This window comes from Thermococcus henrietii (assembly GCF_900198835.1).
In the GTDB taxonomy this organism is placed as follows: domain Archaea; phylum Methanobacteriota_B; class Thermococci; order Thermococcales; family Thermococcaceae; genus Thermococcus; species Thermococcus henrietii.
In genome coordinates, this window is the sequence record NZ_LT900021.1 from 1213069 (window position 1) to 1238958 (window position 25890).

The window sequence follows — 25890 nt, forward strand, 5'->3', positions numbered from 1 at the left end:
CCCGAGAATTCTAAACCAAAGGTTTACATCGTTTGTTTAGCCTAACGAGAGAAGAAAACAAAAGTGCTTTAGCTTAGACGCGTGCACCAGAAAGCTTTTTATTAGGCTGTCCGAACGAATGCCGGTGTGGGAGATGAAGACCCGAACGCTCGCTGCAATCGCGCTCATCCTGTTGGTTCAGCCTCACGTTCTCGCCCTTCAGCCGTCTCATCTCTGGAGCTACTCGGATACCTGCGCCGTGTTCTCGATGGCAATCAACGGGAACGGGACAATCGGCCTCGCCTTCGGCTACTACGCGGAGCTGTTGAGTCCCAACGGAAAACTCCTCTGGAAAGCGCCGACGCGTGGAATAGCATACTCCTCGGCGCTCTCCGAGGGCGGTATACTCCTAATCGGAACCGAAGGCAGGTGGCTTCAGGCTTTCAAGGGCGGAAAGGTCCTCTGGGAGAGGGAACTGAAAAACGCCGTCGTTAGCGTTTCAATCTCTCAGAACGGTAGCCTCGCCGTCGCAGGCGACGCTTCGGGGTGGGTTTACCTGCTTCGGAATGGGAAGCTCGCGTGGGAAAAGCGCGTTGGGAACTACACATGGAGCGTTTTGCTTCAGAACGATACTGTTTTTGCCGGCTCCGATTCGGGGCTCTACTCCTTCTCGGTCTCTGGGAAACTCCTATGGCGCGATAATCTCGGCCCAGTAAGGAAAGTCCTAACGGCCAAAAATGAAGTTTTAGCCCTCGTTGTTCCCCAGTCGGAATCGTGGAGCGGGGTTGTTGCTTATTCACCTAATGGAAAGGTTCTCTGGGAGAAGAAATTCAACGGCTACGCGAGGGCCATCTCAACCGACGGAAAGAGCGTTGCGGTTGCCGGAAACTTCGGCAACGTTACACTGCTCGACCTCGATGGAAGGGCTATCTACTCCGTCCCGCTGATTGGTTACGCCTACGACGTTGCAACGATGAATAACTATACGGTTGTCAGTTACGGAAAGACCGCTGAGCTGATTTCTCCGAACGGAACTGTTGTTTGGTTCGAACGCTTCAATGGGACGGCCTATCACGTCGCGTTCTCGCCGAGGGGCTACTTCCTCACCGAGTACGGCTCCCACGACGTCCAGAACTGCTACAGCGTCATAGAGGCGTGGGCCCTTGCGGGGGTCTCACCGACAACGCCCGCAACCCAAACCTCAACCCGTGAAAGCTTCGGCTTCAACCCGTACGTTGGCGCCTTCCTTACCCTGGCGGTCGTTCTCATGGGGGTCCTGCTATGGCGGAAGCGGTCGTAGCCAACAACCTCGTCAAGCGCTACGGCGATTTCGAGGCAGTAAGGGGAATCAGCTTCAAGGTCAAGAGGGGAGAGGCATTCGCCTTACTCGGTCCTAACGGGGCGGGAAAGACAACCACCGTTAGAATGCTGACGACCCTGACCTCAATAACCTCCGGTGAGGCCTACGTGAACGGCTTCAACGTCAAGACCGAGAGGCTCGCGGTGAGGCGCTCGATAGGCCTCGTTCCGGACGTTTCAAACCTCTACGACGAGCTGACCGTTAGGGAAAACCTGCTCTTCATGGCAAAGCTCTACGACGCCCCCCGTGAGAGGGTCGATGAGCTGATAAGGGAGTTCGAGCTTCCTGCCGATAAGAAGTTCGGCAGGCTGAGCACGGGCTTCAAGAGAAGGGTCACGATAGCCTCGGCCCTCGTCCACGAGCCGGAAGTGCTCTTCCTCGACGAGCCGACGAACGGCCTGGACGTTCACTCCGCGAGGGCCGTTAGGGCCCTAATCCGCGCCCTGAACAGGCGGGGGATGACGGTCTTCATAACGACCCACAACATGGTTGAGGCCGAGACGATTCCCCAGAGGATAGCGATAATGAGAGACGGAAGGATAGTCGCCGAGGGTAAGAGGAGCGAGCTCGCGAAGTTAGTGGGGAGAAAAACCGTCGTCAGACTCTCGGTCGAGCCCCTGAGCTCCTCCCTTCTGAGGGCCCTTGAACGTTACAATCCTTCCTTCGAGGAGGGGAAGCTCGTCTTCGAGGTTGATGATGTTGACGGCTTTCTGGGGGAGCTGTGCTCTCTCAAGTCTGAGCTCGGCTTCAGGGTTACCTCCCTGTGCACCGAGATTCCCGGAATTGAAGACGTTTTCGTCGAGCTGACTAAGTGCCCGTGTGGGGGGTGTCCCCTTTGAAGGTTCTGACAATAGCGGAGAAGGAGCTGAGGGAGTACCTGCTGAAACCCGGTTCAATAAGCTGGGGTGTCGTTTTTCCGCTCGTCTTCACGCTGGCCTTTGCGGTGCGCTTCGGCGACGTTGACCACCTCGCCCCCGGCCTTCTTTCCATCTCGGTCCTCTTTGGCACGACGTCATTCGTTTCCTCCTCCGTAATCTTCGAGAGAAGACTGAGGACGTTTGAAAGGCTCCTCGTTGCGCCCGTGAGCTACCTTGAGATTGTCCTCGCAAAGGTTCTGACAGGTTCCCTCTTCGGGCTCTTCGTCGGCCTCGTGAGCCTGCTCTTCCTGGGGTTCTTCATGGCCTACCCAATCTGGAGCACTCCTCTCCTCGCGGTCTATCTTGTTCTCACGGCCGTCGCCTTCTCCGCCCTTGGCCTCTATGTTTCCCTCGTCGTTGAGAACCCGATAAACGCGATGACGTGGCTCAACCTGATAAGACTGCCCATGATGTTCACGAGCGGGGCGATAGTTTCGCTCCTCCTCTTCCCGAGATGGTTTCTGGTTATTGGCCTGCTCACGCCGATGACGTACTCCGTTGACGGCCTGCGCTTCGCGATGCTCCACTACTACGACGTCGTCAACCCGCTCTACTCTCTCTTCGTCCTGCTCCTGCTTGCGATGGTCTTCGTTTACCTCTCGGTCACGAGGATTGAGCGCCTTTACTGAACCTGAGGGCGAAGAACAGAATTACCATGAAAACGGTTATATACTCGCTCCAGACGAAGGGGACGACGCCGACCACGCCGAGGGTGAAGATTACCGCGAGGATTATCACGACGACGAGCAGAACCCTGTAGACCATTTTCCTCTCCATGCCATCACCGGAAAAGAAAAGGGAACGGAGCTTAAAAATTAGCCGGTCGCGTTGGCCGTCGTGTTGGTGGAGCAGACGAGGGGTTGCGGCTGGTACTTGAAGAGCTCTGGGTGAAGCAGTTCTGCCATCTCTTTGATTGCCAGCACAATCCTCGGGCTTGGCCTCTGGAAGACGTTGGGGTCGCTCACGGTGTAGACCTTTCCGGCCTTTGCCGCCTTTATCGTCGAGAGCGGGCCTGAGCAGAATATCTTCGGGTCAACGTAGGCCGAGGCTATAATCACCACGTCGGGGTTTCTCGCTACAACCTCTTCCTCGCTCACGGCCTTCCAGCCGGTAACGTCCTCGAAGGCGTTCTTACCGCCGGCAATCCGGATTATGCTGTCGGCGAAGGTGTCCTTTCCGGCTATCCAGTAGCCGTTGTAGGTGCTGACGAGGTACATCACGCTCGGCCTGCTCGCGTTGGCGACGAGCCCCTCGATGTAGCTTATCTGGGCCTTCATCTCCGCCACGACGAGGGAAGCCTGCTCCTCCCTGTTGAGAACCTTTCCGAGGAGTTCAACCTGCTGGTAGATTCCATCGATGCTCTTCGGGTCGACGATTACCACCGGTGCAATCTTCTCGAGGTCCTCAAGGAACCCCTTCTTGTAGAAGACCGCGCTGTCGGCTATGATTAAATCCGGCTTGAGCTTTGCAATCTCTTCAAGGTTCGCGTAGGCTCCGTAGCCACCGACCTTGGTGATGTTCTTAACCGCCGGGGGCCAGTCTGCGTACTTCGTGACGCCAACGAGCTTGTCACCGGCTCCGAGGTAGAATATCGTCTCGGTGATGCTCGGGGCGAGTGAGACAATCCTCTGGGGCTCCTTCGGGATTGTGACGGTCCTGTTGGCCATGTCCTTAATCGTGAGCGGGTACCTGGTCTTGAAGGCGTCGGGGTGGAGGATTCTTGCCATGGTCTCGATTCCGCGGATTAGCCTCGGGCTCGGGTGGATAAGGTCGTTCTCGTTCTCAATCATGTAAACATGGCCGTTCTTCACCGCGTTGGTTCCGGCGAAGAGCTTGTAGGCTTCCTCGACGGTCATACCGCAGTGGGGGGTGAGTATTATGACGTCCGGGTTCCTTGCGAGAACCTCCTCAAGGCTGACCTGAGGCCAGTTCTTGGTGTCGTTGAAGATGTTCACACCACCGGCGATGCTGATGACGTCGCTTATGAAGGTGTTTCCGCCGGCGGTCATGAGGGGCTTGTTCCAGACGACGTAGAAGACCTTGACCTTCGGCTGGTCCTTCATGAGCTCCTTCATTGCATCGACCTTGGCGTTGAACTCGTCGATGACCTCTTTGGCCTTATCTTCCCTGTTGAAGACCTTGCCGAGGAGCTCTATCGCCCTGGGTATCTCGTCGAGGCTCTTGGGGGCCACGATTATAACCGGCGCAATCTTCTCGAGGTCCTCAAGGTAGCCCTTCTTGTAGAGGACGGCGTTGTCGGCTATAATCAGGTCGGGCTTGAGGCTCGCTATCTTCTCAAGGCTTGCGTAGGCTCCGTAGCCACCGACGGAAGTTATGTTCTTAACGGCTGGAGGCCAGTCCTCGTAACCGGTGTCTCCGACGACCCTATCGAGAAGGCCGAGGTAGTAGAGGTCCTCTGTAATTGCCGGTGCGAGGGAAACGACGCGCTTGGGTTCCCCCTTGATTGTAACCGTCCTGTTCGCGAAGTCCTTGACCGTTATCGGGTAGTAGCTCTTCTCCATCTGGGCCGTGTTTGAAGTCGTCGTTGAGGTCGAGGTTTGGAGGCTCGTCGTTGAGCTGGTCGGTGTGGCGCTAGATATGGCCGAGGGGGATGAGGTGGGACTCGTACTTCCATTTGAGGCGATACAGCCCGTCGCTACAACGGCCCCAAGCAAAAGCAGGACGACGAAGAGTGCGGTTTTCTTCATGGTTATCACCTGGACGTTTTGTCCGGATTAAATGTCCAGGGATGTTGAGAAGGAGGGGTTTTTAAAGTTGTGGGAGGGACTCAAGTCCGGCCGACTCTGAAGAGGTCAACCCTCGTGATGATTCCGACTATCTTGCCCTCCCTGTTCTGGACGAGAACCGCCGGGTTGTCCTCGAGGAGGTATTTAACAACCTCCAAATCCTCGTCCTCGTTGACTATCGGGAAGGGCTCCTCCATTACCTCCATGACCTTGCAATCGTAGATGTCCTCGTATTCGAGGCTCTGCCTCACGAGGGTTCTCTCTGTTACAGAGCCAACCACCTTGTTTCCAGAAACGACGGGAATCTGGGAGATGTTGTGCTCGTTCATCAGCTTGATGACCTTCTCAACCTTCTCGTAGGGCTTGACGAAGATTACGGGTGAGGACATAACGTCCTTCGCTCGAGGCTGGGCCTTCTTGCACTCAAGGAGGGCCTGGAGGATTCGATTCAGCGTTGAGAGCCTCGGGTCAACTTTACCGGCCTCGAGCTTCGCTATGTAAGCCTGCGTTACGCCGGCTTTTCTGGCGAGCTCCTCCTGCGTTATGCCGAGCTCCTTTCGAATTCGCTTGATTTCCCTGGGGTCAATCGGCCGGGGGATGACCACCATAAATAACCACCGGTTATTAAACCGGCTAAGGGGTTATAAGCCTTCCTCAGAAGGGCGTCGAATTGTGGGCCGGGCACAGAGGCCCGCGCTCATTCGCTCACGCGGGTGGATGCTCCCGGCCCTGTGGGCTCGGCGTGAGCACGCTCCGCTCATCGAACCCGACTGCCTCGCGGAGGCGGGAAAACCGAGCCCGTGCGAGGAGACGAATTGTCCCCTCGCTGTCGGCGGTTAAGAATAGGACGGGGGACTTAAAAGCTTTAGCCGATGGATATGAGAATCACGCCGAGGACCGCTAAGATGAGTCCCTCGAATATCCTCGCGTTCGGCTTCTCCTTCAGCAGGAGAACCGCGAGCAGGGACGCTATTATCGGGTTTATTGCCGAGACGGGAGCGGCTATCGGCGAGCCAACGAGGGAGACCGAGTAGACGAAGAGGTACTGGCCGAGGATTAGGCCGAGAACCGCCGCACCGACGAGAACTAGGGCTTCCCTCCTGCTTATCCTCCTCACCTCCTCCCCGTATCTCGGGAGGAAAACCGAGACCCCAAGGGCCGCGAAGACCATTCTAACTCCCGCCAGCTGGAGCGATGGTATGCTCTTCGTCAGGTAGTCCATTATCGTTATGGCGACGCTCCACGAGATTGGAGCCACGAAGGCGAAGATGAAGCCGAGCCTGTCGGCGTGCTCCTCTTCCTCGGCCCTCTTGACGATTATTATCGCCAGAACGACGAGAACTGCTCCGATGATTACGTGGGGCTTGACGCTCCTGCCGAGGAAGAGCATCGCCCACAGGATTGCCCAGAGCGGGTATGTTGAGGTTATGGGCACGGTCCTCGAGACGCCCATCCTCTTCAGGGCGTTAAAGTAGAAGTAGTCGCCGATAACGAAGCCGAACTGGGCGGATATAAAGGCTAAGATGAGCAACCTTGCGGGGAGCTTAAAGACGCTCAGGTTTCCTGTGAGCGCGAATATGAGCAGGAAGAGAGTTGAGGCGACGTAGAGCCTGAATATGTTGGCCCCTATGGGGGAGAGCCTTCTCAGCCCTACCCTGACGAGTATTGTTGATGAGGCCCATGAGAAGGCCGACGCGAGGGCGAGGAGGACTCCGAGGATTAGCGTTTGCATGGTTCTCGCTCACGGTGAAGCCTTAAAAAATTAGCGCTTTAACGTTTAGATGAAAGTATGAAAAAGGCCTTAATAATCACGCGCCAACTATCGGCGATGATGACCTCGGCAGGGCTGACGTCAGGATGATGACGATCTTGAGTGCTGAAAATAGAAAGGTCAGCGGAGAATTACGTTAACGTTCCTTGGCCTTATTGCAACGCTGTATTCGCTTGAGACATCGCGGATTATCCTGTGTATTGTCTCGGTTATGTCCTTCTTTATCCTATCGTCGGAGACGCCGGAGTAGGCGCCGAAAAGACCACCGACACTTTCCTTGACGAAAGAGGCCTCGATATCAACGTAGACCGTAGAGCCCTGAATCTCGTGGTTGAGCTTGAGCCACTTGAAGGTGACCCTGGGGATGAGTTTGAGCTCGGCATGAACCCTGTTTTTGAGGGCTTCTATCGCCGGTTCTATCCTGCTTCTCAGCAGGGTCTCCTCGGCCTCCTTCTTTTTCACTTCAGTTAGCGGGGCAAGCTCGTCTATTCCTGCCTCCTTTAGGAGCTTTTCAACTTCCTTCTCAAGGAGTTCCTTCTTGGCTAGTATCTCGGCTGCCTTTCCACTTGCCACGGGCTTCTTCGTGGACACCGGCCTGGTTATCGGCTTTTCCACCAGCTCGAGCTCAACGTTATGAACCGTGATGTAGCGGTTTATTGAGCTTGATAGCTGTTTGGCGTGTCTGCTGAGGATTGTCCTGATGGTCTTCTCTGTTGTGGGCTTATCGAAGGGACTCTCGACGGCTATTGAAAGGTTTATTTCGAGCTCCCTTCTCCCCTTCACGTCAAAGTACGCCTTGTTAACCTTAATTCCCGCGGTTTCAAGCTCTTTGACGACGGTCCTCGCGAAGTTGCTGAAGTACGGCCAGACGTCTTCAAGGACCGAAAGCTGAATCCTTCCATCCTTCGTTACGGCTCCTGTCTTCTTCTTGTCCTTCTCGACTATCTCCTGTGGCCTTGCCTCCTCGCCGTTGAGAACCACGCTTATGTCCCTGAGTATGGGCTTATACTCGGCCTCTCTGAGGATTATGGGCGCGTGCTTGCTGACGATGTGGAACAATCTCTTCTCGGCTATCTCGAGGCTTCTCTTGTCCGTGCTCTCTGAGCTTCCGTAAACGTGGACGTTAAGGTAAACCACGCCCTCACCAACGTTTGCGTCAAACTCTATCCTGTTTATTGAAACGCCCCTTATCCTACCGGCCTCTTTGATTATGTTCTCTGCGTACTTCTTGAAGGCTTCCTCGGGGAGTCTCCCACCTACGAAATTAACCACAACTTCAGGCTCACCGCTCTTGGTGGGCTTTGCTGGGGGCTTCTGAACTGGAGCCTGCTGTGGGACGGGTTCCTCTGAGGTTTTTTGAGGAGTTTGGGGCGCGGGTGTTCTTTCAGGTTCTTTCTTCTTTAGCTTCTCCTCTGGCGCTGGCTGTTGTTTGGGGACCTCAATCTCGGGTGGTTGGGCTGCTCCGCCTGAGAAGAATTCATCTAGAGGTATTTTTGGAGTCTCGGAGTAAACGTCAAGGTTCTCGGCTATTGAGAGCTTCATTTCAATCTCGTCGAGGGAGTAAACGTCAACGACCATCGGCCTGCCGAGCAGGGATTTTAGAAGGTTGACGGCGTCCTCTCCAACTAGCGTTTGCTTATTGTCAACCACAAGGCATTCTACGGCCAGCACCTTTGAGCTGTCGAAGAGAACCGTTACGTAGTACTTGGCGTTCTTGTCCTTGGCGAATATTTTAAGGAAGGCTCCCTTGCCCTCACTGAGGGCTTTCTTCACTAGTTCGGTGAGCTCGCCCGCCGACGTCACTACGGCGTTCTCGACGAGCGGTGCCTTGTCCGGTAGCTGCATCTCCACCACCATTAGCTATATATATCTCTATCCGCTTAAAGAACTCGGAAGGAATTCACGGCTTAGTATATCAAAGCCCCTATTTAAACATTGTTGTGCAGAAAGCGGGTGATGCTGATGAGAGTCCTCATCCTCGGAGGAGGGGCCCTTGGACGCTCGATAGCGGAGGCCCTCAAAGGAGAATTTGACGTTGTCATCGTGGAGAGGGATGAAATCCGTGCCCGGGCCCTTGAGGAGAGCGGTTTTCATGTCGTTCAAGGTGATTTTTCATACACGGCCACGCTCCTCAAGGCGGGTGTTGAGAAGTCCGAGCTCGTAATTATAACGACGATGGACGTGGATACAATCAAGAAAACGGTCTACGTAATCAGAACCAACAACAAGGAAGTTCCAATCCTAACGGTTCTCCCGGATGACATGGGTTTAGAGGACCTCATGGAGAGCATACGGGAGAGCTTTGAAGCCGATGTTAAGGTTGATTACGCAATCTCTCCAAGAACTGCCCTACGGGACGCTCTTATCGGGATAGTGAAACAAATAGGGGAGAAGAAGAACGTCAACCTGCTCGTGAAGAAGCTCCGTGAACTGAAAAACGAGGGGGACTCCCTCCTCATAGTCATGCATGACAATCCGGACCCGGATTCCCTCGCAAGCGCCGCCGCACTGAGCCTCATAGCACAGACCCTTGGATTCAAGACCAAAATAGTCCATGGGGGCGAGATAACCCACCACGAGAACAGGGCTTTTGTGAACCTCTTAGGGATTGAGGTAACGCGCGTTTCGAGGGGCTCCTATGAACTCAGACGCTATCCTTTCATCGCCCTCGTTGATTGCCAGCCTAACGGAAACCTCACAATCCTTGAGAGCTCAGACTACGAGAGAATTAAAATCGTCATAGACCACCATCAAATACTCCAGCATCTATCTGACGTAATCCCCGACGATGCTTTCCTGGACATTCGGCCGGACGTTAACTCCGCTTCATCCATCCTGGTAGAGTATCTTCGGGGCCTTAACATCTCGGTTTCACCACCGCTGGCAACCGCCCTTTTCTATGGAATCTACATAGACACGAAGAAGTTCTCGAAGCTGAGCCCCGTTGACCTCAAGGCGATAGAGTTTCTGGCGGGTAAGGTTGACTACGAGCTCCTTGACAAGATTGAGCACCCCGACATAAGCACCGAAACGGCTGAAATTCTTGCGAGGGCAATAATGCACCGGAGGATTTACAAAAACGTCATAATAAGCAACGTGGGCTTCATAACAAACCGCGATGCCCTTGCGGAAGCCGCTGACTTTCTCCTCCGCCTGGAGGGCATAACGACGGTCCTCGTCTTTGGCATAGTGGACGACAAGATTGAGATTTCCGCCAGGACGAGGGACGTCAGGGTAAACATCGGCGCGGTGATGAAAGAGGCCTTCGGAGAGCTTGGAAGCGGAGGAGGACACGCCCGGGCTGGCGGCGCGAGGATAAGCCTCGGAATCTTCAAGCTCGCCAAGGATAAGAACTCCCTGCTGAAGCTCGTGGAAGAAGCCGTCACGGAAAGGTTCTTGGAGGCATTAAAGGTGAAAGAGGGTTAATCCTCCTTGGCCTTGACGAGGACGATGTCCCCGATGGCCGTGACGCGGTCGTAGGGAACCCCGACCTTTTCCCCGGGCAGAACGAGGGCGAGGACTTTTCCCATCCCCCTGTCAATCTCGATTAAAACCTCATCAACGTAACCAACGTAGTAGCCCTTCGTGTTGTAAATCTGCTTGCCGTAAAGCTTTGAGAGCCGCATCACCATTTCAATCACCGCCTTAGGTTATCAATGAGCATATTTAAGCGTTGCTACTTGCCTTTCCTGCCGAAGTTCCTGAACTTCTCGAAGCCCCACCTGCCGAGTGCCCCGAAGAAGGTGAACGCCATTGCACTGCCGGTGACTATAATTATTGATGTGACCCCATGCTCGACTGACTGCAATGGGCCGTAGTTCTTCAGGAGTAGCAGGACCGTCGATGCCCCGCCGAGGTAAGTCGCTGGGCTTATCAGGGCGTCCGTGAAGTTCGTTGGCTTAACGAAAAGGCTCATCCCGAGGACAACTCCGAGCATCACGTTGGCGAAGGTCGCGTTTATCCCCATGTTCGCCCACCAGAGGGCGAGGGCGAGCGTCACGACCGCGCCGAGGACGAACGAAACGGCGGACGTTCTGAAGTTCCACTCTTCGTCGGCCCTTATGCCGAGAATGGCTCCGATGATGAGCCCTACATAGATTCCGTAGGCGAAGAGCTGGTTCTCATAGGGTCCGTATGCGAAGACCGCCAGCAGGAAGCCGAAGAAGGCACCCAGCCCGGCGAAAGTTAGGGTTGCCCCTACGTTTGCGTTTGTCTTCATTCTATCACCTCAATCCTTATCCTGTCACCGTCGTTGAGGCCGAGCTTTTCCCTCAGGTTTACCGGAGCCACTATCTCGGCAATCTTAGGGGGATGGACTGTTCTTGAGGGTATCACAATCGCCCCCTCCACGCCGTCAATTCTCACGCGGTAAGCCTTGACGTCACCGAAGGTCCTCCCCCCCTTGGTAAACCCTGGGATTATAACGGGTCTCGCGTTGCAGAGGGCATCGAAGACCGTCTTTGGAAAGAGAACTCGGACGTTCAGCGTTCCGGGATAGGGCTCAAAGCCGAGGTACTCCCTAATCAGGGGCGCGTACTGCCTGACGTAGTAGGCACCCTCCCCGAGGCCTGAAACGACCTCCCCGACAATCACGCCGGTCGAGAGGGCCTTTGAAATCTCGTCGCAGAGCCTCTGGAGGAAGCTCGCGCCCTCGGGTGTCACCTCGATGAGGGTCTTCTTGCCCTCCACCTTTCTCTCGATTAATCCCTCTTCCTCCATCTCTACAAAGAGCCTCAAAACGGTTTGGGGTGAGACTCCGAGCTCATCGGCGAGCTCCCTCACGGTGACCCTTCTCATCTTTCCAATCGCTCCCCTTCTCGCGAGGGAAACGAGGAGTTTTACGTTCTTCATCTTCTCACCTTCGAGAGCTTATCGGCAAGCTTGAGAGGTTTTGGATAGCCTTCGCCAAGCGCCTTCACGACCTCAACGGCAGACCTCAAATCGACCAGATGTCCAACGCTTACATAAGCTTTTCCTACCCTTTCATAGAGGTTCTCCGACACACCGCGGAGCGGTCTCTTCGCCACGCCGATGACGGGCCTTCCGAGGATTAGCCCGATGTGAGAGGCCAGCCCGTAGCCCCGAGGGTGCGCCCTCCCGTGCCCCTCCACGAGAAGAACGTCGAAGTCCGCGTTTTTGACGACCTTCAAAACGGGCATCGTCTCCCTGAGGAAGAAATAGGTGGGGATGTAAGGAAAAGCTACCCTGACCCTAACCGTTCTCGTCTCGATTGGCTCGCGCTCTGGAAAGGTGCATATTACGAGGGCCGAGACGGCATTGTCTCCCCGGTAGGAGACGTCAACCGCCCCAACGGTCTTCACCCTGCTGAGGTCGAGCGGTCTCTCGACTATCCTTCTTGAGAGCCTCCTCTGGAGCTCGGCTATCTTTTTGAGTTTTTCGGTGATTATGTAATTCTTTAATTCAGTCATTCTTTATGGCCTTCTCAAGTTTCTCCTCAAGGCCCCTGTTGAGCTTGGCCCTCGTGAGGTCTTCGAGGGTTCTCTCCAGGGCGTAGCGGGCCTGGTCTTGCTTCTGTCTCACGTTAACAAGTCCCTTTGGATACTCCAGCGTTATGAGGGCGTTGTAAACCCTCTCCATCTCGCGGTAAACCGTCTCGGCGGTGTCGAGGTCTCCCTCAAGGAGCCTGTGGAGGAAGTACCTTCTGAGCTCACCTATGAAGTCCCCGACGCCGAGAACGTAGTCCGTCTCGGGGACACCGAGCTCACCGGGAGTTGGATAGGACCTTCCGCGAACGTAGCTGAGAAGAAGGGACGCTTCGACGAACTCCTGATGGGCGGTCTGAACGTAGCCGGAGTAGTAGAGGTCCGGATGGTTTTTCAGCGTCTCCCTCAACAGTTCCACCCGCTTTCCGGCTTCGCTCAGCCTTTCCTCCGCGAGGTTTAACTCGTTCCGGTGGACGGCCTTGACGGCGTCCCCGCTGAGCCGCACTATTTCTCTCGTGACCTTGAGCGCCTCCTCCCTCAGGGAATCCTTCTCGTCGAGAACTTTCCTGACTGACTCCATTATCTCCTCTATCTCCATGTTCCCACCAGAGGAAGTTGGAGAACGGACTTAAAAATGTGGGCCCGGCCCATCCCCCACCATCATCGAAGGCGTCGCCATCCTCAGGCGGTCCGGAGGAGGCGGGCCCTGTCCGCCCGGCATCGTCCACGGGACTTCATCGAAGGCTCAGCCCACTCCGTCCGGCGGGCCAACCGGGCGGGACCGTCGTAGAAAATTCTTCGGCCAAAATTTTAAGGCTTTCGAAGTTAATAACCCTCAGGAATGTTAGTTTTCCTAATTCATGCCGAAAATTATATAAGCGTTCCACCGAAGCGGGCCTTGCTAAAAGGAAAGGTGGTGACGCTCATGGCTGAGAAGGTTAGGAACATCGTCGTTGAGGAGCTCGTCAGGACTCCGGTCGAGATGCAGGAGGTCGAGCTCGTCGAGAGGAAGGGCATCGGCCACCCCGACAGCATAGCCGATGGCATAGCCGAGGCCGTTAGCAGGGCCCTCAGCAGGGAGTACATCAAGAGATACGGCATAATCCTCCACCACAACACTGACCAGGTCGAGGTCGTTGGCGGTAGGGCTTACCCTCAGTTCGGTGGCGGTGAGGTCATCAAGCCGATTTACATCCTCCTCTCCGGAAGGGCCGTTGAGATGGTTGACCGCGAGTTCTTCCCGGTTCACGAGATAGCGATAAAGGCCGCGAAGGACTACCTCAGGAAGGCCGTCAGACACCTCGACATCGAGAACCACGTCGTCATCGATTCTCGCATCGGCCAGGGAAGCGTTGACCTCGTTGGAGTCTTCAACAAGGCCAAGGAGAACCCGATTCCGCTCGCCAACGACACCAGCTTCGGTGTCGGCTACGCCCCGCTCAGCGAGACGGAGAAGATAGTCCTCGAGACCGAGAAGGTTCTCAACAGCGACGAGTTCAAGAGGGAGTGGCCGGCGGTTGGCGAGGACATCAAGGTCATGGGCCTCAGGAAGGGCGACGAGATTGACCTCACCATAGCTGCAGCCATAGTTGACAGCGAGGTCGCCAATCCGGACGAGTACATGGCCGTTAAGGAGGCCATCTACCAGAAGGCCAAGGAGATAGTCGAGGCTCACACTGAGAGGAAGGTCAACATCTACGTCAACACCGCCGACGACCCGAAGAACGGAATCTACTACATCACCGTCACCGGAACGAGCGCCGAGGCAGGCGACGACGGTAGCGTTGGTAGAGGAAACCGTGTCAACGGCCTCATCACCCCGAACAGGCACATGAGCATGGAGGCCGCGGCCGGTAAGAACCCTGTCAGCCATGTTGGAAAGATTTACAACCTCCTCTCGATGCTTATAGCCAACGACATCGCCGAGCAGGTTGAGGGCGTCGAGGAGGTTTACGTCAGGATTCTGAGCCAGATAGGAAAGCCCATCGACGAGCCCCTCGTTGCGAGCATACAGATAATCCCGAAGAAGGGATACTCAATCGATGTCCTCCAGAAGCCCGCCTACGAGATTGCTGACGAGTGGCTCGCCAACATAACCAAGATACAGAAGATGATTCTCGACGACAAGCTGAACGTCTTCTGAATTCCTCTTTTCTTCTACTGTTTCGGGAATCCAAAAGTTTAGAAATCAGTAGGGGGCGCTCTGCTTCAGGGCCCTGAGGAGTTTGGCTTCTTCCTCCATTATGGCGAGCTTCTCGCTCTTAACTTTCGCGAGTTTGACGGCCACATCCTTCTTCTGCTTGGCCATCCTAACGAGCCTTGCCTCCTCAAGGACGAGGAGCTCCTTCCTCTTCTTAACGACCTCAAGCCTCCTCTGGAGGATTGACTTAACCCTCTCCATGGTATCACCTACTCCATTAGGGGGCCCTAAACCTTATAAGGTTTTCGGTGAACGTTAAAGTTGATTTCGTCAATCAGCGAAGTAAAGCTTAAGCGTATCGAGTCTTCCCGGTTACGGGGGGTGAAAGGAATGAGGCTCGTCGCGATAACAGACCTTCACGGCAACGTGAAGATGAGCCGGAAGCTCGCCGGACTAATCGCAGGGGAGAGGCCGGATATCCTCCTAATAGCGGGCGATATAACCCACTTCTCCGGGGCAGAGACAGCCCGGAAGGTTCTCCAGCCCCTCATTGAAACCGGCGTTCCGATACTCTCGGTTCACGGCAACTGCGACGGCAGGGACGTTCCGGAGTTGCTCGACGAACTCGGAATATGGATTCACGACAGGAGGAGGGAGCTCAACGGAGTTGGCTTCGTTGGAGTTGGAGGCTCAAACATAACGCCCTTCAACACAATCTGGGAGCTCAGCGAGGGCGAAATCCGCGAAATCCTGCTGAGGAACTACCATCCCGGCGATGTCATCCTCTCCCACGTTCCACCGAAAGACACGAAGGCCGACCGCGTCCACTCGGGTCTCCACGTTGGGAGTTCCGCGCTGAGGGAGTTCATCGAGGAGAAGCAACCACCGCTTGTCATCACGGGCCACATCCACGAGGCGAGGAGCGTTGACAGGGTTGGGGAGACGGTCATCGTGAACCCCGGCCCTCTCTTCAGGGGGTACTACACGGTAGTTGAGTTTGAGGAGGGGGAGAAAAGGGTGAAAAACGTCGAGCTCGAAAAGCTTTAGACGAGCTTTTTCTCCCTCAAAACCTTCTCCATCCTGTCCATCGCTTCCTCAAGCTGCTCGTAAGCTGTTGCGTAGCTTATCCTTATGTACCCCTCGCCGGCCTTTCCAAAGGCCGAGCCCGGAACGACCGCGACCCTGGCTTCTTTCAACATGAGCTCGCTGAACTCCTTGTCGGTTAGGCCTGTGTCCCTAATCCTCGGGAATATGTAGAAGGCCCCCTTGGGCTTCACCGTTGGGAGACCCATCTCGTTGAGGCGCTTCCAGACGAGGTTCCTTCTCCTATCGTACTCCTTCCTCATCTCTTCGACCGCCTTCCAGCTCCTCTCGTCCTCGAGGGCCTTCGCGGCGGCGTACTGGACGAAGGTAACCGGACAGGTGGCGTTGTACATCTGGAAGCGGGTCATCTTTTCGATTATCCAAGCCGGGGCCGCGACGAAGCCGAGGCGCCAGCCGGTCATGGCGAAGGTCTTGGAGAATCCGTTTATGGTTATCGTGCGCTCGAACATGCCGTCGAGAGATGCTATGCTGTGGTTCTTGACGCCGTCGTAGACGAAGTGCTCGTAAACTTCATCGCTGAAGACGATGAGGTCGTGCTCAACCGCGAAGTCCGCAATCTCCTCAAGGTCCTTCTTAGTCAGAACCGCGCCGGTCGGGTTGTTCGGGGTGTTTATGATGAGCGCCCTGGTTTTGTCGCTCACGTGCTTCTCAAGGTCATCAACGGAAAGGCGGAACTCGTTCTCCTCGTAGGTCGGAACCTCAACCGGTTTTCCTCCGGCGAGAATAACGGCCGGGGCATAGCTGACGAACATCGGACTCGGGATGAGGACTTCTTCCCCGTCCTTAAGGAACGTTGCAAGGCCCATAATAAAAGCCTGGTTCGCCCCGACGAGCACCATTATCTCGCTCTTCGGGTCGGCCTCGATGCCGTTCTGCTCCTTAAGCTTCCTCGCTATAGCCTCGCGGAGCATCGGCAGGCCTGCGTTCGGGCCGTAGTGAGTCATGCCCTTGTCAAGGGCCTCCTTGGCGTACTCCTTTATATGCTCCGGCGTGTCGAAGTCAGGTTCGCCGATTCCAAGTGATATGAGACCCTCAACGCCCTGGGCAAGGTCGAAGAGCTTTCTAATCTCAGAAGGGTTGACGAGTTCGAGTCTGTCGCTCAGCGCCATGAACCTCACCGCTCTTCCTTCTCGGCGATGTTTATAACCTTACCTCACCGAAAAGATGGACATCGAAGTGCTGATATGGACGTTAAAGTCTTAAAGGGTTCAGCCAAACACTGTGAACCCCTCAACTACCAGAACGTCCAGTTCAGCCTTTCTAAACGTTCTTAGCGCGTCCTCCGGTGAGCAGACTATTGGTTCACCGTGCATGTTGAAGCTCGTGTTCAGAACGGCCCCGATGCCAGTTTTTTTCTCGAAGGCCTTGATGATTTCATAGTAGCTCGGGTTCACCTCTTTCCTCACTGCTTGAGGCCTCGTCGTGCCGTCCACGTGAACGACCGCCGGAGCGAGCTTTTGGAACTCTTCGCTTGCGGTGTAGCTCATCGTCATGAACTCGTTCGGCCTGCCTTCGAGGTCTTCAAGGTATTCCTCAGCCTTCTCCCGGAGCAGAGATGGCGCGAAGGGCTGGAAGACATCCCTTTTGAGCGCCAGATTGAGCCTCCCCCTGACGCTCTCGTCGGAGGGGTTGGCCAGAATCGAGCGGTTGCCAAGGGCCCTCGGTCCGAACTCCATCGCCCCCTGGAAGAAGCCGACGAGTTTCCCCTCGCTAAGAATATCGGCAACGAACTTTTCGTTGACTTCCTCAAACTCGAGCCCCTCTTTTCTCAGGAACTCCTCAACGTAAGCCCTCCCGTAGGACGGGCCGAGGTAGACGTGTTTGAGCTTGAATGGCTTCCATCTTCCGTCGAGCCTCTCGAGCTGGGCTCTGACGAATATCGCGGAGCCGAAAGCTAATCCCCCGTCGTCCATCGCGGGAAAGACCCAGAGATTGTCGTCTCCAAAGATTTTTCTCAAAACCGCGTTGGCCTTGACGTTCTGGGCAACACCACCGGCGTAGGCTAAAGGAAGGCCCTTCGAACTCAGCTTAACGCCGAGCTCCTCGAGGAGCTTCTCAAGGTGTCTCTGAGCGCTCGCCGCTATCTCAATGGCCTTCCTCTGGAGTTCGCCGTCGAGCTTTCCGCGCTTCATCTGGTTGGCAATTTCTTTCGCCCTTGAGAGGGGATAGCCGAAGAACTCGGCCAGCCTTTTGGTCGCCTCAACGCCGATGACCTTGAGGTGGTTGTCAAAGGTCAGTCCATTCAGCTCGATTATCGCGCTCAAATCGTAGGTCGGCCGTCCGTAGGAGGCGAGGCTCATCACCTTTCCCTCGTGGCGCATCGGCTTAAATCCTAAAAGCTCCGTAACCGAGGCATAGAAATCGCCGAGGGAGTCTATGTATGTGCTCTGGGCTATCCTAATCATCTCACCGTCCCTCGCCACGTAAATCGAGGAGCTTAGACCGTCTCCAGCCGCGTCGATACTAACCGCTAAAGCTTCGCGCCAGCCTGAGGTGTAGTAGGCCGATGCAGAGTGGGCGAGGTGGTGCTCGATGAAGAGGACCTTCCTCTTGAACTCCGGGCCGAAGATGGCCTTCAACCTTCTTTCAAGCTCGATGAGGCGCTTCTGCTTTCTGAAAATCCCGGCGACGGCTATCACCTCAACGTCCTCCGGGTCAGCGTTTGCCATCTCGAGAACGGCCTTGATGCTCAGCTCGGGGAAGCCCCTGTACTTCTTGACCCGGTTCAAGCGCTCCTCGTTCACCGCGAAAATCCTCTCGCCGTCTATCAGAACCGCCCCGGCGTCGTGGCCGTCGTGGACTCCGAGAATCATGGAAACCACCAAAAGGGAAAAGAATCAGTAGGTCCTCGCGAACCTCGCCACGAACTTCGCCTCCCTGCCGCAGACCGGGCACTTCTTGCCTTCGATGCCCTCTCTGGCCTTCTCCTCCGGGTAAGGCGTTCCGAGCATCTTCGCGTCAAGCTCCTCTTCCATTTTAAGCCCGCACTCCTCGTCACCGCACCAGGGAATCTCGACTATGCCGCGCCTGTCCTCGAAGACGGCCTTGGCTTCCTCAATAGTGTCAACGCGCTTGATGTGACTCTCAAGGAACTCCTTGGCGCGGTTGTAGAGGTTTTCGTGAATCGCGTCGAGGGTCTTCTTCACTTCCCCGACGATGGCATCGCGCTCGACGGTTACCTTCTCGAGGGTGTCGCGCCTCGCGAGGACGGCTTTCCTTCCCTCGACGTCCCTCGGGCCGACCTCTATGCGGAGGGGAACGCCCTTCAGCTCCCAGTCGTAGTACTTCCTCCCCGGCCTTATGTCGCGCTCGTCAACGTGGACGCGGAAGCCGGCCTTCCTCAGCTCTTCAGCAATTTCCCTCGCGTAGGCGAAGACGTCAACGCTCGCGTCTTTCTTCGGAATGGGCACGATAACGACTTGAATCGGCGCTATCGTCGGCGGGAGAACCATTCCGCTGTCATCGCCGTGAACCGCTATGACCGCCGCTAAAAGGCGCTCGCTCATTCCAAAGGTCGTCTGGTGGGCATACTCGTGGTCGCCACTCTCAGTCTCGTACTGGATGTTGTAGGCCTTGGCGAAGTTCTGCTTGTAGTTGTGCATCGTACCTATCTGGAGCGTCCTCCCGTCGGGCATCATTATCTCGGCGCCGAGCGAGTAGAAGGCACCGGGGAACTTGTCCCAATCGGGTCTCTTGGAGATTATGTAGGGTAAAGCTAAGAACTTCGCGAGGCGGTCGAATATCTCAAGGTCCTCCTTTATCTGCCTCTCGGCATCTTCGAAGCTGTCGTGGGCAGTATGGGCCTCAAAAAAGCGGCTTATCTCGCGGACCCGAATGAGCGGCCTCGTGTGTTTGGTTTCGTAGCGGTAGACGTTGACTATCTGGTAGACCTTGAAGGGCAAATCCGCGTGGGAGCGAATCCAGAGGGAGAACATGGAGTACATGGCAGTTTCGCTCGTGGGCCTCAGAATGAGCCTGACGTCGAGGGGGTCGAGACCTGCATGCGTTACCCAGTAAACCTCGTCCTCGAAGCCCTTTATGTGCTCAGCCTCCTTCTGGAACTCGGTTTCAGGAATGAGCGCCGGAAACAGAACTTCCTCGTGCCCGGTCCTGTCCATCTCGGCCCTTATGAATGCCTCGATGTTACGCATGATTTTCAGCCCGTACGGAAGCCAGACGTTCATTCCCTTGACCGGGTAGCGCTTGTCGATAATTCCTGCCGTTTCGAGAAGCTCGTTGTACCACTCGCTGAACTCGTTGCTCCACTTCTCACGCTTTACCTTCCCCATCTGCACCACCTAAAGGGAGAACTGGAAGGAGTTTTTAAGCTTTCTCGGGCCGGGCTTGACATTCGTCCAGCCGGAAACCTTATTAGGGACGTTTCGATAGACATCTTAAGGTGATAACATGAGGCCGAAGGTGGCCGTCCTCTTCAAGATGAAGAGCAAACCCCTTGAGGAACTCAAGAAATGGGCGGACGTTGACGTTATCCTCTACCCGAGCGTTGAGGAGCTTAAAGAGGTCATCGGGAAGTACGACGGGCTGATAGTTTCCCCGCTCAACCCGGTTCCAGGCGAAGTCCTTGAGAAAGCTGAAAGGCTGAAGGTCATAAGCTGTCACTCGGCCGGCTACGACCACGTTGACATCGAGACTGCAACCAAGAAGGGAATCTACGTCACCAAAGTGGCCGGTGTTCTCAGCGAGGCGGTGGCGGAGTTCGCCGTCGGCTTAACTGTAGCGCTTCTGAGAAAAATAGCCTACGCCGACAGGTTCATTCGCTCTGGAAAGTGGGACTCCCACAGGACTGTCTGGAGCGGTTTCAAGGGCATCGAGACGGTTTACGGCAAAAAGATTGGAATCCTCGGTATGGGGGCGATAGGAAAGGCAATAGCGCGGAGAATGAAGGCGATGGGGACGGAGATACTCTATTGGTCTCGCTCGCGGAAGCCCGATATCGAGGAGGAAGTTGGTGCGAGGTACCTTCCCCTTGATGACGTGCTGAGGGAGAGCGAGGTCGTGATTTTAGCCCTCCCAGCGACGAAGGAAACCTATCACATCATCAACGAGGATAGGCTGAAGCTTCTTGAGGGGAAGTATCTGGTGAACATCGGGCGCGGAACCCTCGTCGATGAAGAGGCCCTCGTTAAGGCCCTCAAAGATGGTAAGCTGAAGGGCTACGCGACCGACGTCTTTGAGAACGAGCCGGTTCAGGAGCACGAGCTTTTCGACTACGAGTGGGAGACTGTTTTAACGCCCCACTACGCCGGCCTCTCGAAGGAGGCTATGGAGGACATGGGGTTCCAGGCCGTAAGAAACCTTCTGGCCGTTCTGCGCGGTGAGGTTCCGGAGACGCTCGTGAATCGCGAAGTCCTGAAGGTTCGTCCGCCTGAGGAAGTAAAGATGCTCTGAGGTGGTTTGAATGCTTGTCGAGGAATTGAGGGAGATAACAGCTATCCCTGGAATTTCCGGCTACGAGGAAAAGGTCAGGGAGAAGATAGGCGAGTGGCTCGAACCCTACGCCGACTACACCGTCGATACAATCGGCAATCTCATAGTTGAACTCGGCGAAGGCGAGCTGAAAGGCATTTTCATGGCCCACATGGACGAGATAGGGCTTCTGATTACCGGAATAAGGCCCGACGGGAAGCTCACCTTCAGGAAAGTTGGCGGGATAGACGACAGACTGCTCTACGGCAGGCACCTCGACGTTGTAACCGAGAACGGAAAGCTCGACGGCGTTATTGGAGCACTTCCGGTTCATCTCAACCTCGAGAGGAAGTTTGACACCGTTCCGTGGAGCAAACTAGCGATAGACATCGGGGCTGAAAACCGTGAAGAGGCCGAGAAGCTCGGCGTCAAAGTCCTCGATTATGCTGTCTTCAAGAAGCACTTCGCGGTTCTCAACGACCGCTACGTCTCGACCCGCTCCCTCGACGACCGCTTCGGGGTTGTGGCACTGATTGAGGCGATAAAGGACCTGGTCGACCACGATTTGGACGGCAGGTGGATTTTCGCCTTCACCGTTCAGGAGGAGGTCGGGCTTAAGGGTGCCAAATTCCTCGCGGAGCGCTACTCGCCGAAGTACGCCTTCGCAGTGGATTCCTTCGCCTGCTGTGCGGAGCTAACCGGCGATGTCAGGCTCGGTGGAGGAGCCGTCATAAGGGCCGTGGACAACTCGGCCATCTACACGAGGAAGCTGGCGAGAAGAGTGGCGGAGATAGCCTCGCGCAACGGGATTCCCCTCCAGGTAGGAGTTACGGGCGGTGGAACTGATGCTTCCGCCTTTCAGCACAAGAGCGAGGTTCTGGCTTTGAGTGTCCCGATGAAGTACCTCCACAGCGAGGTCGAGACGCTCCATCTCGGCGACCTCGAGGCACTGATAAAGCTGATTGAGGCCATAACCTTCGAGCTGTAGCCAACCATTTGGTGGAGGAGTGTGACGATGCTGAAATACCTCGGCTACTTCGCTGTCGGTGTCTTCATTGGAATCCTCGCGGCACTGTTCGGCCTCGGAGGGGGCTTCCTGATAGTGCCAACCCTCAACCTGCTCGGCGTCGAGATGCACCACGCGGTAGGAACTTCCAGCGCGGCGGTTGTTTTCACTTCGCTTAGCTCGGCTATTGCATACTCAAGGCAGAAGAGGATACACTACAAGGTCGGACTTCTGCTGGCTTCGACCGCCGTCATAGGCGCCTACATAGGGGCATGGCTCACATCGTTCATCAGCGCCTCCCAGCTGAAGGTCATCTTCGGGCTAGCGCTCATCGTTGTCGCCGTCAGGATATACAGGAAAAAGACTGCCGAGCCGAGCGAGGTCAAACTCGAGGACGTTAGGGTGAACTACAAGCTCGTTCCGGTCGGTGGATTCTTCGCGGGAATCGCGAGCGGTCTGCTCGGCGTTGGTGGCGGAATAATCAACGTGCCCTTCCTGACCTACCTCGGCCTGCCAATTCACTACGCCGTCGCAACCTCAAGCTTCGCGATTGTCTTCACCGCAACGGCAGGAGCTCTCAAGCACTACGCGATGGGCAACGTGGAGACGCAGTGGCTCGTCCTCCTCGTGCCGGGTCTAATACTGGGGGCGCAGGTAGGGGCCAGAATAGCCAAGAGAACGAAGGCGAGCAGTCTGAAAAAGGCCTTCGCCGTCGTGATGTTCCTCCTGGCCCTGAGGATGATTCTCAAGGGTCTCGGCTTCGCGGTTCCGTGAGGTTTTTAAGAGGCCCCCTTAACTTTTTCCCATGAGCAATTACGCCCTCTACTTCGCCGTGGGTGTAACTGTTGGAATCGTTTCTGCCCTCTTCGGCTTAGGCGGTGGCTTCGTCCTCGTTCCGGTTCTCAACATCCTTGGCGTCAGCATTCACCAGGCCGTCGGGACTTCGAGCGCGGCAGTGGTCTTCACGGCCCTCAGCTCGACGATAGCCTACTCGAGAAGGGGAATGATTCACTACAAGACAGGCGTCCTGCTTTCGATTCCTGCCATCATCGGAGCCTACCTTGGGGCTGTCATGACAACCTACGTGACCCCCGGTGAGCTCAAGGTAATCTTCGGTGTGACCCTCCTGTTCGTCGCTTACAGGATTTACACGAAGGAAACCGCGGAGCTGGGTGATTTGGCGGTTTCAGAGGTAAAAATTGACTATCGCCTCGTTCCAATCGGCGGGTTTTTCTCGGGGATTGCCAGCGGTCTCCTGGGGGTTGGTGGCGGAATAATCAACGTACCATTCCTCGTGTGGCTCGGCATGCCAATGCACTATGCCGTCGCGACTTCGAGCTTTGCCATAGTGTTCACCTCCGCGAGTAGCGCCCTCAAGCACTATATGCTGGGTAACGTTGAACTCCACTGGCTCGTCCTCCTCGTGCCCGGCCTGATAATCGGGGCACAGCTCGGCGCGAGGCTCGCGGAGAGGGTTAAGGCGTCCTCCCTAAAGAGGGCCTTCGCGATTGTGATGGTAATCCTGGCTTTGAGGATGATAGTGAGCGGTTTGAGGTGATAACATGGAGGAGCTCGTCGAGAAGGTTCGCGAGAAGTTCGGCCTTGAGGTCAAAGACATGGCCGACGCTTGGAAGCTCGTTGAGTGGCTCGAGGAGAGAGAGTGGGTCGTTTACATCATAACCGCCAAAAACAGGAAGCAGGTCGATGCGTGGCACCCGCGCTACGGGACGCTGTTTGCCCAGTTCGGGGAGGTTCCGAACTTTGGGAGCATCTTTGAGGGCATCTTGACCGTTGCGCTCTTGGCCAAAGAGCTTGAGGAAAAAGGAACGATTTGAAACGCGCGTTCCACCGCGACCCTAAAATATTCGGGCCCCCAAGAGGGGGACGGTGATGGCCGTGAGGAAGTTACTCGTGGTAATACTGACGGCCCTGCTCGTGGGGAGCGTGGTGCCCTTCGCCCTCGCGAGCGGGTCAGAGAACTCCACCACTGAGACAAACGAGGTTCCGCAGGAGAAGGTCGTCGCCCAGAAACTCATAGACAACCTCAAGAGGCTCGCCGAGGTCACCGAGGCGAAGGTTCCCGAGAACATGACGAACTCGACGTACCTAACCTTAGCAGAGGAACACTACAACAAAGCCCTGAGCGAGTTCCAGGCGGGGAACTACAACGCCTCCATGGTGGACGCGCTGATGGCGATGCACTACTACCGGCTCGTGCTGTCGGAGATTGGAGCACCGATGAAGGGAGCCGGTGCCAACGTGGAGGCCCAGTTCAGGGCTCAGGTCGAGAGAACCAGGGCTTACCTGCGCTACGCTGAGAGGCTCATCAACGTTGCCGGTGAGAAGGGACTAAACGTCACCGAGGCGAGGGAACTATACAACGAGACCCTTGAGGCGTTCAAGCTCGTAATGGAGGACGTACGCTCTGGAAACATGACGAAGGCAAGGGAAGACTACGAGGTTGCCCTCCAGAAGAAGGCCGAGCTCGACTCCGCGTTGAAGGAACTGAGGCTCCAGATGCTCCACCAGAATGCGGAGCAAGTGGTTGAGCGCTTTCTCGTGAAGGGCGAGAGGGCAATCCAGCTCGCCAACAGGACCCTGAGCGAGAACCCGAACCCGGAGCTGAACGAGACCTACACCGCGTTCCTTGAGCTCTACACGAGCGTCAAGACCCTCGCGGACGAGGGCAGGTGGGACGAAGCCCTTAACCTCATAATCGAGAAGAGGGACGTGGTCAAGGAGTTCCAGATGACGCTCACAAGGGGAAGGACCATGGCAAGGGGCCACTTCAAGTGGGAAGGGAACTTCGAGAAGCTCAAGGAACTCCACGAGAGGATAATCCACGACGGCAGGGAGCTCATGAAGCTCAAGCGCGAGGGCGTTGACGTCTCGAAGGCGGAAGTTCAGCTGAGGAGCGCAATGAACGAATACAAGCTCGGAATCCGCCTGCTCCGCACCGGACAGCCCGAGAAGGCGAAAGAACACTTCGAGGCCGCCGTCACCCTCCTGAAGGAGGTGGAAGCCTTCATCAACGCGCACTCCTGACCCTTTCATTTTGGAGGTGGAGGAATGAGAAGGCTTCGATGCACGGCGCTCGTCTTCGCACTGCTTCTGCTGGCTTCCCCGGTCCTCGCCCAGGAGACCGTAAAGCTCTTCGTTTACGAGGACGGTTACGTCAAGGTGGAAATTTCGATAGTGCCGAATAACTACACCGAACCGCTAATCGTGCCGGTTACCGAACACGCCCAAGACATCATCGTTGAGGACTCCCGGGGAAACCCCATCGATTTCCAGGAGACCAACGGGTCCCTTCTGATTTATCCCGGAAATGCTGAGCTCGTTAGGATTTCCTACTACACCCCCGACCTCACCTCCAAGAGGGGAATAGTCTGGACGGTTAACTTCTCCTCCGAGGTCCCCTTTGAGGTTGTCCTCCCCGATGGTGCCGTCATCGTTGATTTGAGCGATATCCCCCTTCGAATAAACGGAACCTCCATAACGATGCCTCCGGGCAACCAGAGCGTCTCCTACATCATTGAAAACCCCCCAACTGGCAAGAACCAGAAAAGCGGTGCCCCCGAAGTCCTCCTGGCCTTTGGCGGGGCTGTTCTTGTCGGAGGAGTGTTTTTCATATGGCGGAGGAACCGGTCCGGAAACGATGGCGGTGAGACCAAAGCTGACCCCATTGAAGAGGCCCTTGAAAGCGACGAGCTGAGGGAGGAGGAAAAGCTTGCGCTGAAGTACCTGCTGGAGCACGGCGGACGGGCCAGTCAGGCGGAGATAAGGGACGCGCTCGGCATTCCGAAGACAACCGCCTGGAGGATGTTCAAGCGCCTCGAGGAGAAGGGACTCGTGAGAATCATCCGGGGGAGGAAAGAGAACTGGGTGGAGTTGAAGCGTTAGAGAAAACGTTATATCCCCCTCGCCCCTAATTCTATCCGCCTGAAATCGAAAGGAACTTGCGGAAACGTTTTAAGTCCTTTGTTCCACCGCTT

At 55.8% G+C, this 25890-nt stretch carries 27 protein-coding genes; 13 read left to right on the forward strand and 14 right to left on the reverse strand.

Annotation, left to right across the window (positions count from 1 at the left end; genetic code table 11):
* Nucleotides 1–133: 133 nt before the first annotated feature.
* The 3 genes from CS910_RS06800 to CS910_RS06810 are packed head-to-tail and all read left to right on the forward strand — an operon-like array spanning nt 134 to nt 2885.
* Nucleotides 134–1279, forward strand: a complete 1146-nt coding sequence (locus CS910_RS06800; protein ID WP_223211975.1) for a DUF5711 family protein — start codon at nt 134–136, stop codon at nt 1277–1279.
* Nucleotides 1261–2178 (forward strand): ABC transporter ATP-binding protein, encoded by a 918-nt coding sequence (locus CS910_RS06805; protein WP_099210555.1) that lies wholly within the window; start codon nt 1261–1263, stop codon nt 2176–2178. Before CS910_RS06800 ends, CS910_RS06805 begins: the two co-directional genes overlap by 19 nt.
* A complete protein-coding gene (locus CS910_RS06810) occupies nt 2166–2885 on the forward strand; it encodes an ABC transporter permease (protein WP_099210557.1) in 720 nt (239 codons plus the stop codon). Before CS910_RS06805 ends, CS910_RS06810 begins: the two co-directional genes overlap by 13 nt.
* Here the strand turns inward: CS910_RS06810 and CS910_RS11980 are convergent.
* The 5 genes from CS910_RS11980 to CS910_RS06830 all read right to left on the reverse strand — a co-directional run bounded on the left by CS910_RS11980 (nt 2860) and on the right by CS910_RS06830 (nt 8631).
* Entirely contained in the window at nt 2860–3033 is a 174-nt protein-coding gene (locus tag CS910_RS11980) for a hypothetical protein (protein ID WP_173866232.1), read from the reverse strand. The two genes, CS910_RS06810 and CS910_RS11980, sit on opposite strands and share 26 nt — an antisense overlap.
* Before the next feature lie 38 nt (nt 3034–3071).
* On the reverse strand, nt 3072–4964 hold the full coding sequence (locus CS910_RS06815; protein WP_099210559.1) for an ABC transporter substrate-binding protein: 1893 nt from the start codon (nt 4962–4964) through the stop codon (nt 3072–3074).
* 80 nt (nt 4965–5044) lie between these two features.
* Entirely contained in the window at nt 5045–5611 is a 567-nt protein-coding gene (locus CS910_RS06820; protein ID WP_099210561.1) for a CBS domain-containing protein, read from the reverse strand.
* A gap of 257 nt (nt 5612–5868) precedes the next feature.
* Entirely contained in the window at nt 5869–6735 is an 867-nt protein-coding gene (locus tag CS910_RS06825) for a DMT family transporter (protein WP_099210563.1), read from the reverse strand.
* Between the two features lie 159 nt (nt 6736–6894).
* Nucleotides 6895–8631 carry a DUF2226 domain-containing protein gene (locus tag CS910_RS06830; protein ID WP_317450601.1) on the reverse strand — a complete coding sequence of 579 codons (1737 nt, stop codon included), beginning with the start codon at nt 8629–8631 and terminating at the stop codon, nt 6895–6897.
* Nucleotides 8632–8736: 105 nt separating this feature from the next.
* Here CS910_RS06830 and CS910_RS06835 point away from each other — a divergent pair, with 105 nt between their 5' ends.
* Nucleotides 8737–10200 carry a DHH family phosphoesterase gene (locus CS910_RS06835; RefSeq protein ID WP_099210567.1) on the forward strand — a complete coding sequence of 488 codons (1464 nt, stop codon included), beginning with the start codon at nt 8737–8739 and terminating at the stop codon, nt 10198–10200.
* Here CS910_RS06835 and CS910_RS06840 read toward each other — a convergent pair.
* From CS910_RS06840 to CS910_RS06860, 5 genes are read right to left on the reverse strand one after another with little or no spacing between them, the layout of a single operon-like run.
* The gene (locus CS910_RS06840) at nt 10197–10406 is read right to left on the reverse strand and encodes a PRC-barrel domain-containing protein (RefSeq protein WP_099210569.1); all 210 of its coding nucleotides are present in this window, start codon (nt 10404–10406) and stop codon (nt 10197–10199) included. The genes CS910_RS06835 and CS910_RS06840 overlap by 4 nt on opposite strands.
* Nucleotides 10407–10450: 44 nt before the next feature.
* Complete coding sequence (locus tag CS910_RS06845; protein WP_099210571.1) at nt 10451–10993, reverse strand: hypothetical protein; 543 nt, start codon at nt 10991–10993, stop codon at nt 10451–10453.
* Nucleotides 10990–11625 carry a DUF120 domain-containing protein gene (locus CS910_RS06850; protein WP_099210573.1) on the reverse strand — a complete coding sequence of 212 codons (636 nt, stop codon included), beginning with the start codon at nt 11623–11625 and terminating at the stop codon, nt 10990–10992. The genes CS910_RS06845 and CS910_RS06850 overlap by 4 nt, the downstream gene beginning before the upstream one ends.
* A complete protein-coding gene (locus tag CS910_RS06855; protein ID WP_099210575.1) occupies nt 11622–12203 on the reverse strand; it encodes an endonuclease V in 582 nt (193 codons plus the stop codon). The genes CS910_RS06850 and CS910_RS06855 overlap by 4 nt, the downstream gene beginning before the upstream one ends.
* Nucleotides 12196–12816 (reverse strand): translin family protein, encoded by a 621-nt coding sequence (locus CS910_RS06860; protein WP_099210577.1) that lies wholly within the window; start codon nt 12814–12816, stop codon nt 12196–12198. The genes CS910_RS06855 and CS910_RS06860 overlap by 8 nt, the downstream gene beginning before the upstream one ends.
* A gap of 327 nt (nt 12817–13143) precedes the next feature.
* Here CS910_RS06860 and CS910_RS06865 point away from each other — a divergent pair, with 327 nt between their 5' ends.
* Nucleotides 13144–14361 (forward strand): methionine adenosyltransferase, encoded by a 1218-nt coding sequence (locus CS910_RS06865; RefSeq protein ID WP_099210579.1) that lies wholly within the window; start codon nt 13144–13146, stop codon nt 14359–14361.
* A gap of 45 nt (nt 14362–14406) precedes the next feature.
* Here the strand turns inward: CS910_RS06865 and CS910_RS06870 are convergent, their stop codons facing one another.
* Nucleotides 14407–14619: a hypothetical protein gene (locus tag CS910_RS06870; protein ID WP_099210581.1), complete on the reverse strand. Its 213-nt coding sequence runs from the start codon at nt 14617–14619 to the stop codon at nt 14407–14409.
* Nucleotides 14620–14748: 129 nt separating this feature from the next.
* Here CS910_RS06870 and CS910_RS06875 point away from each other — a divergent pair, with 129 nt between their 5' ends.
* Nucleotides 14749–15405: a metallophosphoesterase gene (locus CS910_RS06875; protein WP_099210583.1), complete on the forward strand. Its 657-nt coding sequence runs from the start codon at nt 14749–14751 to the stop codon at nt 15403–15405.
* On the opposite strand, the gene CS910_RS06880 is transcribed toward CS910_RS06875, so the two are convergent.
* From CS910_RS06880 to proS, 3 genes are all read right to left on the reverse strand, one after another.
* On the reverse strand, nt 15402–16571 hold the full coding sequence (locus CS910_RS06880) for a pyridoxal phosphate-dependent aminotransferase (RefSeq protein WP_099210585.1): 1170 nt from the start codon (nt 16569–16571) through the stop codon (nt 15402–15404). The genes CS910_RS06875 and CS910_RS06880 overlap by 4 nt on opposite strands.
* A gap of 99 nt (nt 16572–16670) precedes the next feature.
* Nucleotides 16671–18275 carry a carbamoyltransferase family protein gene (locus CS910_RS06885; RefSeq protein WP_099210587.1) on the reverse strand — a complete coding sequence of 535 codons (1605 nt, stop codon included), beginning with the start codon at nt 18273–18275 and terminating at the stop codon, nt 16671–16673.
* Between the two features lie 24 nt (nt 18276–18299).
* Nucleotides 18300–19751, reverse strand: coding sequence for a proline--tRNA ligase (proS, locus tag CS910_RS06890; RefSeq protein WP_099210589.1), 1452 nt, complete (start codon nt 19749–19751; stop codon nt 18300–18302).
* A gap of 118 nt (nt 19752–19869) precedes the next feature.
* On the opposite strand from proS, the gene CS910_RS06895 reads away from it, so the two are divergent.
* Genes CS910_RS06895 through CS910_RS06925 form a run of 7 tightly spaced genes read left to right on the forward strand, consistent with a single transcriptional unit; the run spans nt 19870 to nt 25798 of the window.
* Nucleotides 19870–20871, forward strand: a complete 1002-nt coding sequence (locus tag CS910_RS06895; protein WP_099210591.1) for a 2-hydroxyacid dehydrogenase — start codon at nt 19870–19872, stop codon at nt 20869–20871.
* Between the two features lie 10 nt (nt 20872–20881).
* Nucleotides 20882–21877, forward strand: coding sequence for a M42 family metallopeptidase (locus CS910_RS06900; protein ID WP_099210593.1), 996 nt, complete (start codon nt 20882–20884; stop codon nt 21875–21877).
* Between the two features lie 27 nt (nt 21878–21904).
* Nucleotides 21905–22669, forward strand: coding sequence for a sulfite exporter TauE/SafE family protein (locus CS910_RS06905; RefSeq protein WP_099212459.1), 765 nt, complete (start codon nt 21905–21907; stop codon nt 22667–22669).
* 31 nt (nt 22670–22700) lie between these two features.
* Nucleotides 22701–23453: a sulfite exporter TauE/SafE family protein gene (locus CS910_RS06910; protein ID WP_099210595.1), complete on the forward strand. Its 753-nt coding sequence runs from the start codon at nt 22701–22703 to the stop codon at nt 23451–23453.
* Between the two features lie 4 nt (nt 23454–23457).
* Nucleotides 23458–23730, forward strand: a complete 273-nt coding sequence (locus tag CS910_RS06915) for a hypothetical protein (RefSeq protein ID WP_099210597.1) — start codon at nt 23458–23460, stop codon at nt 23728–23730.
* 55 nt (nt 23731–23785) lie between these two features.
* On the forward strand, nt 23786–24940 hold the full coding sequence (locus CS910_RS06920; protein WP_145955376.1) for a hypothetical protein: 1155 nt from the start codon (nt 23786–23788) through the stop codon (nt 24938–24940).
* A 24-nt stretch (nt 24941–24964) separates the two neighbouring features.
* Nucleotides 24965–25798 (forward strand): helix-turn-helix transcriptional regulator, encoded by an 834-nt coding sequence (locus CS910_RS06925; RefSeq protein WP_099210601.1) that lies wholly within the window; start codon nt 24965–24967, stop codon nt 25796–25798.
* The last annotated feature ends 92 nt before the right edge of the window (nt 25799–25890 follow it).

What these genes read in the sequence shown, in the direction of transcription:
- CS910_RS06885 (WP_099210587.1), bottom strand. Translation starts at nt 18,275, where the DNA reads ATGATTCTCGGAGTCCACGACGGCCACGACGCCGGGGCGGTTCTGATA.
- proS (WP_099210589.1), bottom strand. Translation starts at nt 19,751, where the DNA reads ATGGGGAAGGTAAAGCGTGAGAAGTGGAGCAACGAGTTCAGCGAGTGG.
- CS910_RS06905 (WP_099212459.1), top strand. Translation starts at nt 21,905, where the DNA reads ATGCTGAAATACCTCGGCTACTTCGCTGTCGGTGTCTTCATTGGAATC.
- CS910_RS06920 (WP_145955376.1), top strand. Translation starts at nt 23,786, where the DNA reads ATGGCCGTGAGGAAGTTACTCGTGGTAATACTGACGGCCCTGCTCGTG.
- CS910_RS06855 (WP_099210575.1), bottom strand. Translation starts at nt 12,203, where the DNA reads ATGACTGAATTAAAGAATTACATAATCACCGAAAAACTCAAAAAGATA.
- CS910_RS06860 (WP_099210577.1), bottom strand. Translation starts at nt 12,816, where the DNA reads ATGGAGATAGAGGAGATAATGGAGTCAGTCAGGAAAGTTCTCGACGAG.
- CS910_RS06870 (WP_099210581.1), bottom strand. Translation starts at nt 14,619, where the DNA reads ATGGAGAGGGTTAAGTCAATCCTCCAGAGGAGGCTTGAGGTCGTTAAG.
- CS910_RS06925 (WP_099210601.1), top strand. Translation starts at nt 24,965, where the DNA reads ATGAGAAGGCTTCGATGCACGGCGCTCGTCTTCGCACTGCTTCTGCTG.
- CS910_RS06840 (WP_099210569.1), bottom strand. Translation starts at nt 10,406, where the DNA reads ATGGTGATGCGGCTCTCAAAGCTTTACGGCAAGCAGATTTACAACACG.
- CS910_RS06845 (WP_099210571.1), bottom strand. Translation starts at nt 10,993, where the DNA reads ATGAAGACAAACGCAAACGTAGGGGCAACCCTAACTTTCGCCGGGCTG.
- CS910_RS06865 (WP_099210579.1), top strand. Translation starts at nt 13,144, where the DNA reads ATGGCTGAGAAGGTTAGGAACATCGTCGTTGAGGAGCTCGTCAGGACT.
- CS910_RS06815 (WP_099210559.1), bottom strand. Translation starts at nt 4,964, where the DNA reads ATGAAGAAAACCGCACTCTTCGTCGTCCTGCTTTTGCTTGGGGCCGTT.
- CS910_RS06820 (WP_099210561.1), bottom strand. Translation starts at nt 5,611, where the DNA reads ATGGTGGTCATCCCCCGGCCGATTGACCCCAGGGAAATCAAGCGAATT.
- CS910_RS06915 (WP_099210597.1), top strand. Translation starts at nt 23,458, where the DNA reads ATGGAGGAGCTCGTCGAGAAGGTTCGCGAGAAGTTCGGCCTTGAGGTC.
- CS910_RS06850 (WP_099210573.1), bottom strand. Translation starts at nt 11,625, where the DNA reads ATGAAGAACGTAAAACTCCTCGTTTCCCTCGCGAGAAGGGGAGCGATT.
- CS910_RS06900 (WP_099210593.1), top strand. Translation starts at nt 20,882, where the DNA reads ATGCTTGTCGAGGAATTGAGGGAGATAACAGCTATCCCTGGAATTTCC.
- CS910_RS11980 (WP_173866232.1), bottom strand. Translation starts at nt 3,033, where the DNA reads ATGGAGAGGAAAATGGTCTACAGGGTTCTGCTCGTCGTCGTGATAATC.
- CS910_RS06910 (WP_099210595.1), top strand. Translation starts at nt 22,701, where the DNA reads ATGAGCAATTACGCCCTCTACTTCGCCGTGGGTGTAACTGTTGGAATC.
- CS910_RS06825 (WP_099210563.1), bottom strand. Translation starts at nt 6,735, where the DNA reads ATGCAAACGCTAATCCTCGGAGTCCTCCTCGCCCTCGCGTCGGCCTTC.
- CS910_RS06800 (WP_223211975.1), top strand. Translation starts at nt 134, where the DNA reads ATGAAGACCCGAACGCTCGCTGCAATCGCGCTCATCCTGTTGGTTCAG.
- CS910_RS06880 (WP_099210585.1), bottom strand. Translation starts at nt 16,571, where the DNA reads ATGGCGCTGAGCGACAGACTCGAACTCGTCAACCCTTCTGAGATTAGA.
- CS910_RS06895 (WP_099210591.1), top strand. Translation starts at nt 19,870, where the DNA reads ATGAGGCCGAAGGTGGCCGTCCTCTTCAAGATGAAGAGCAAACCCCTT.
- CS910_RS06805 (WP_099210555.1), top strand. Translation starts at nt 1,261, where the DNA reads ATGGCGGAAGCGGTCGTAGCCAACAACCTCGTCAAGCGCTACGGCGAT.
- CS910_RS06830 (WP_317450601.1), bottom strand. Translation starts at nt 8,631, where the DNA reads ATGGTGGTGGAGATGCAGCTACCGGACAAGGCACCGCTCGTCGAGAAC.
- CS910_RS06875 (WP_099210583.1), top strand. Translation starts at nt 14,749, where the DNA reads ATGAGGCTCGTCGCGATAACAGACCTTCACGGCAACGTGAAGATGAGC.
- CS910_RS06835 (WP_099210567.1), top strand. Translation starts at nt 8,737, where the DNA reads ATGAGAGTCCTCATCCTCGGAGGAGGGGCCCTTGGACGCTCGATAGCG.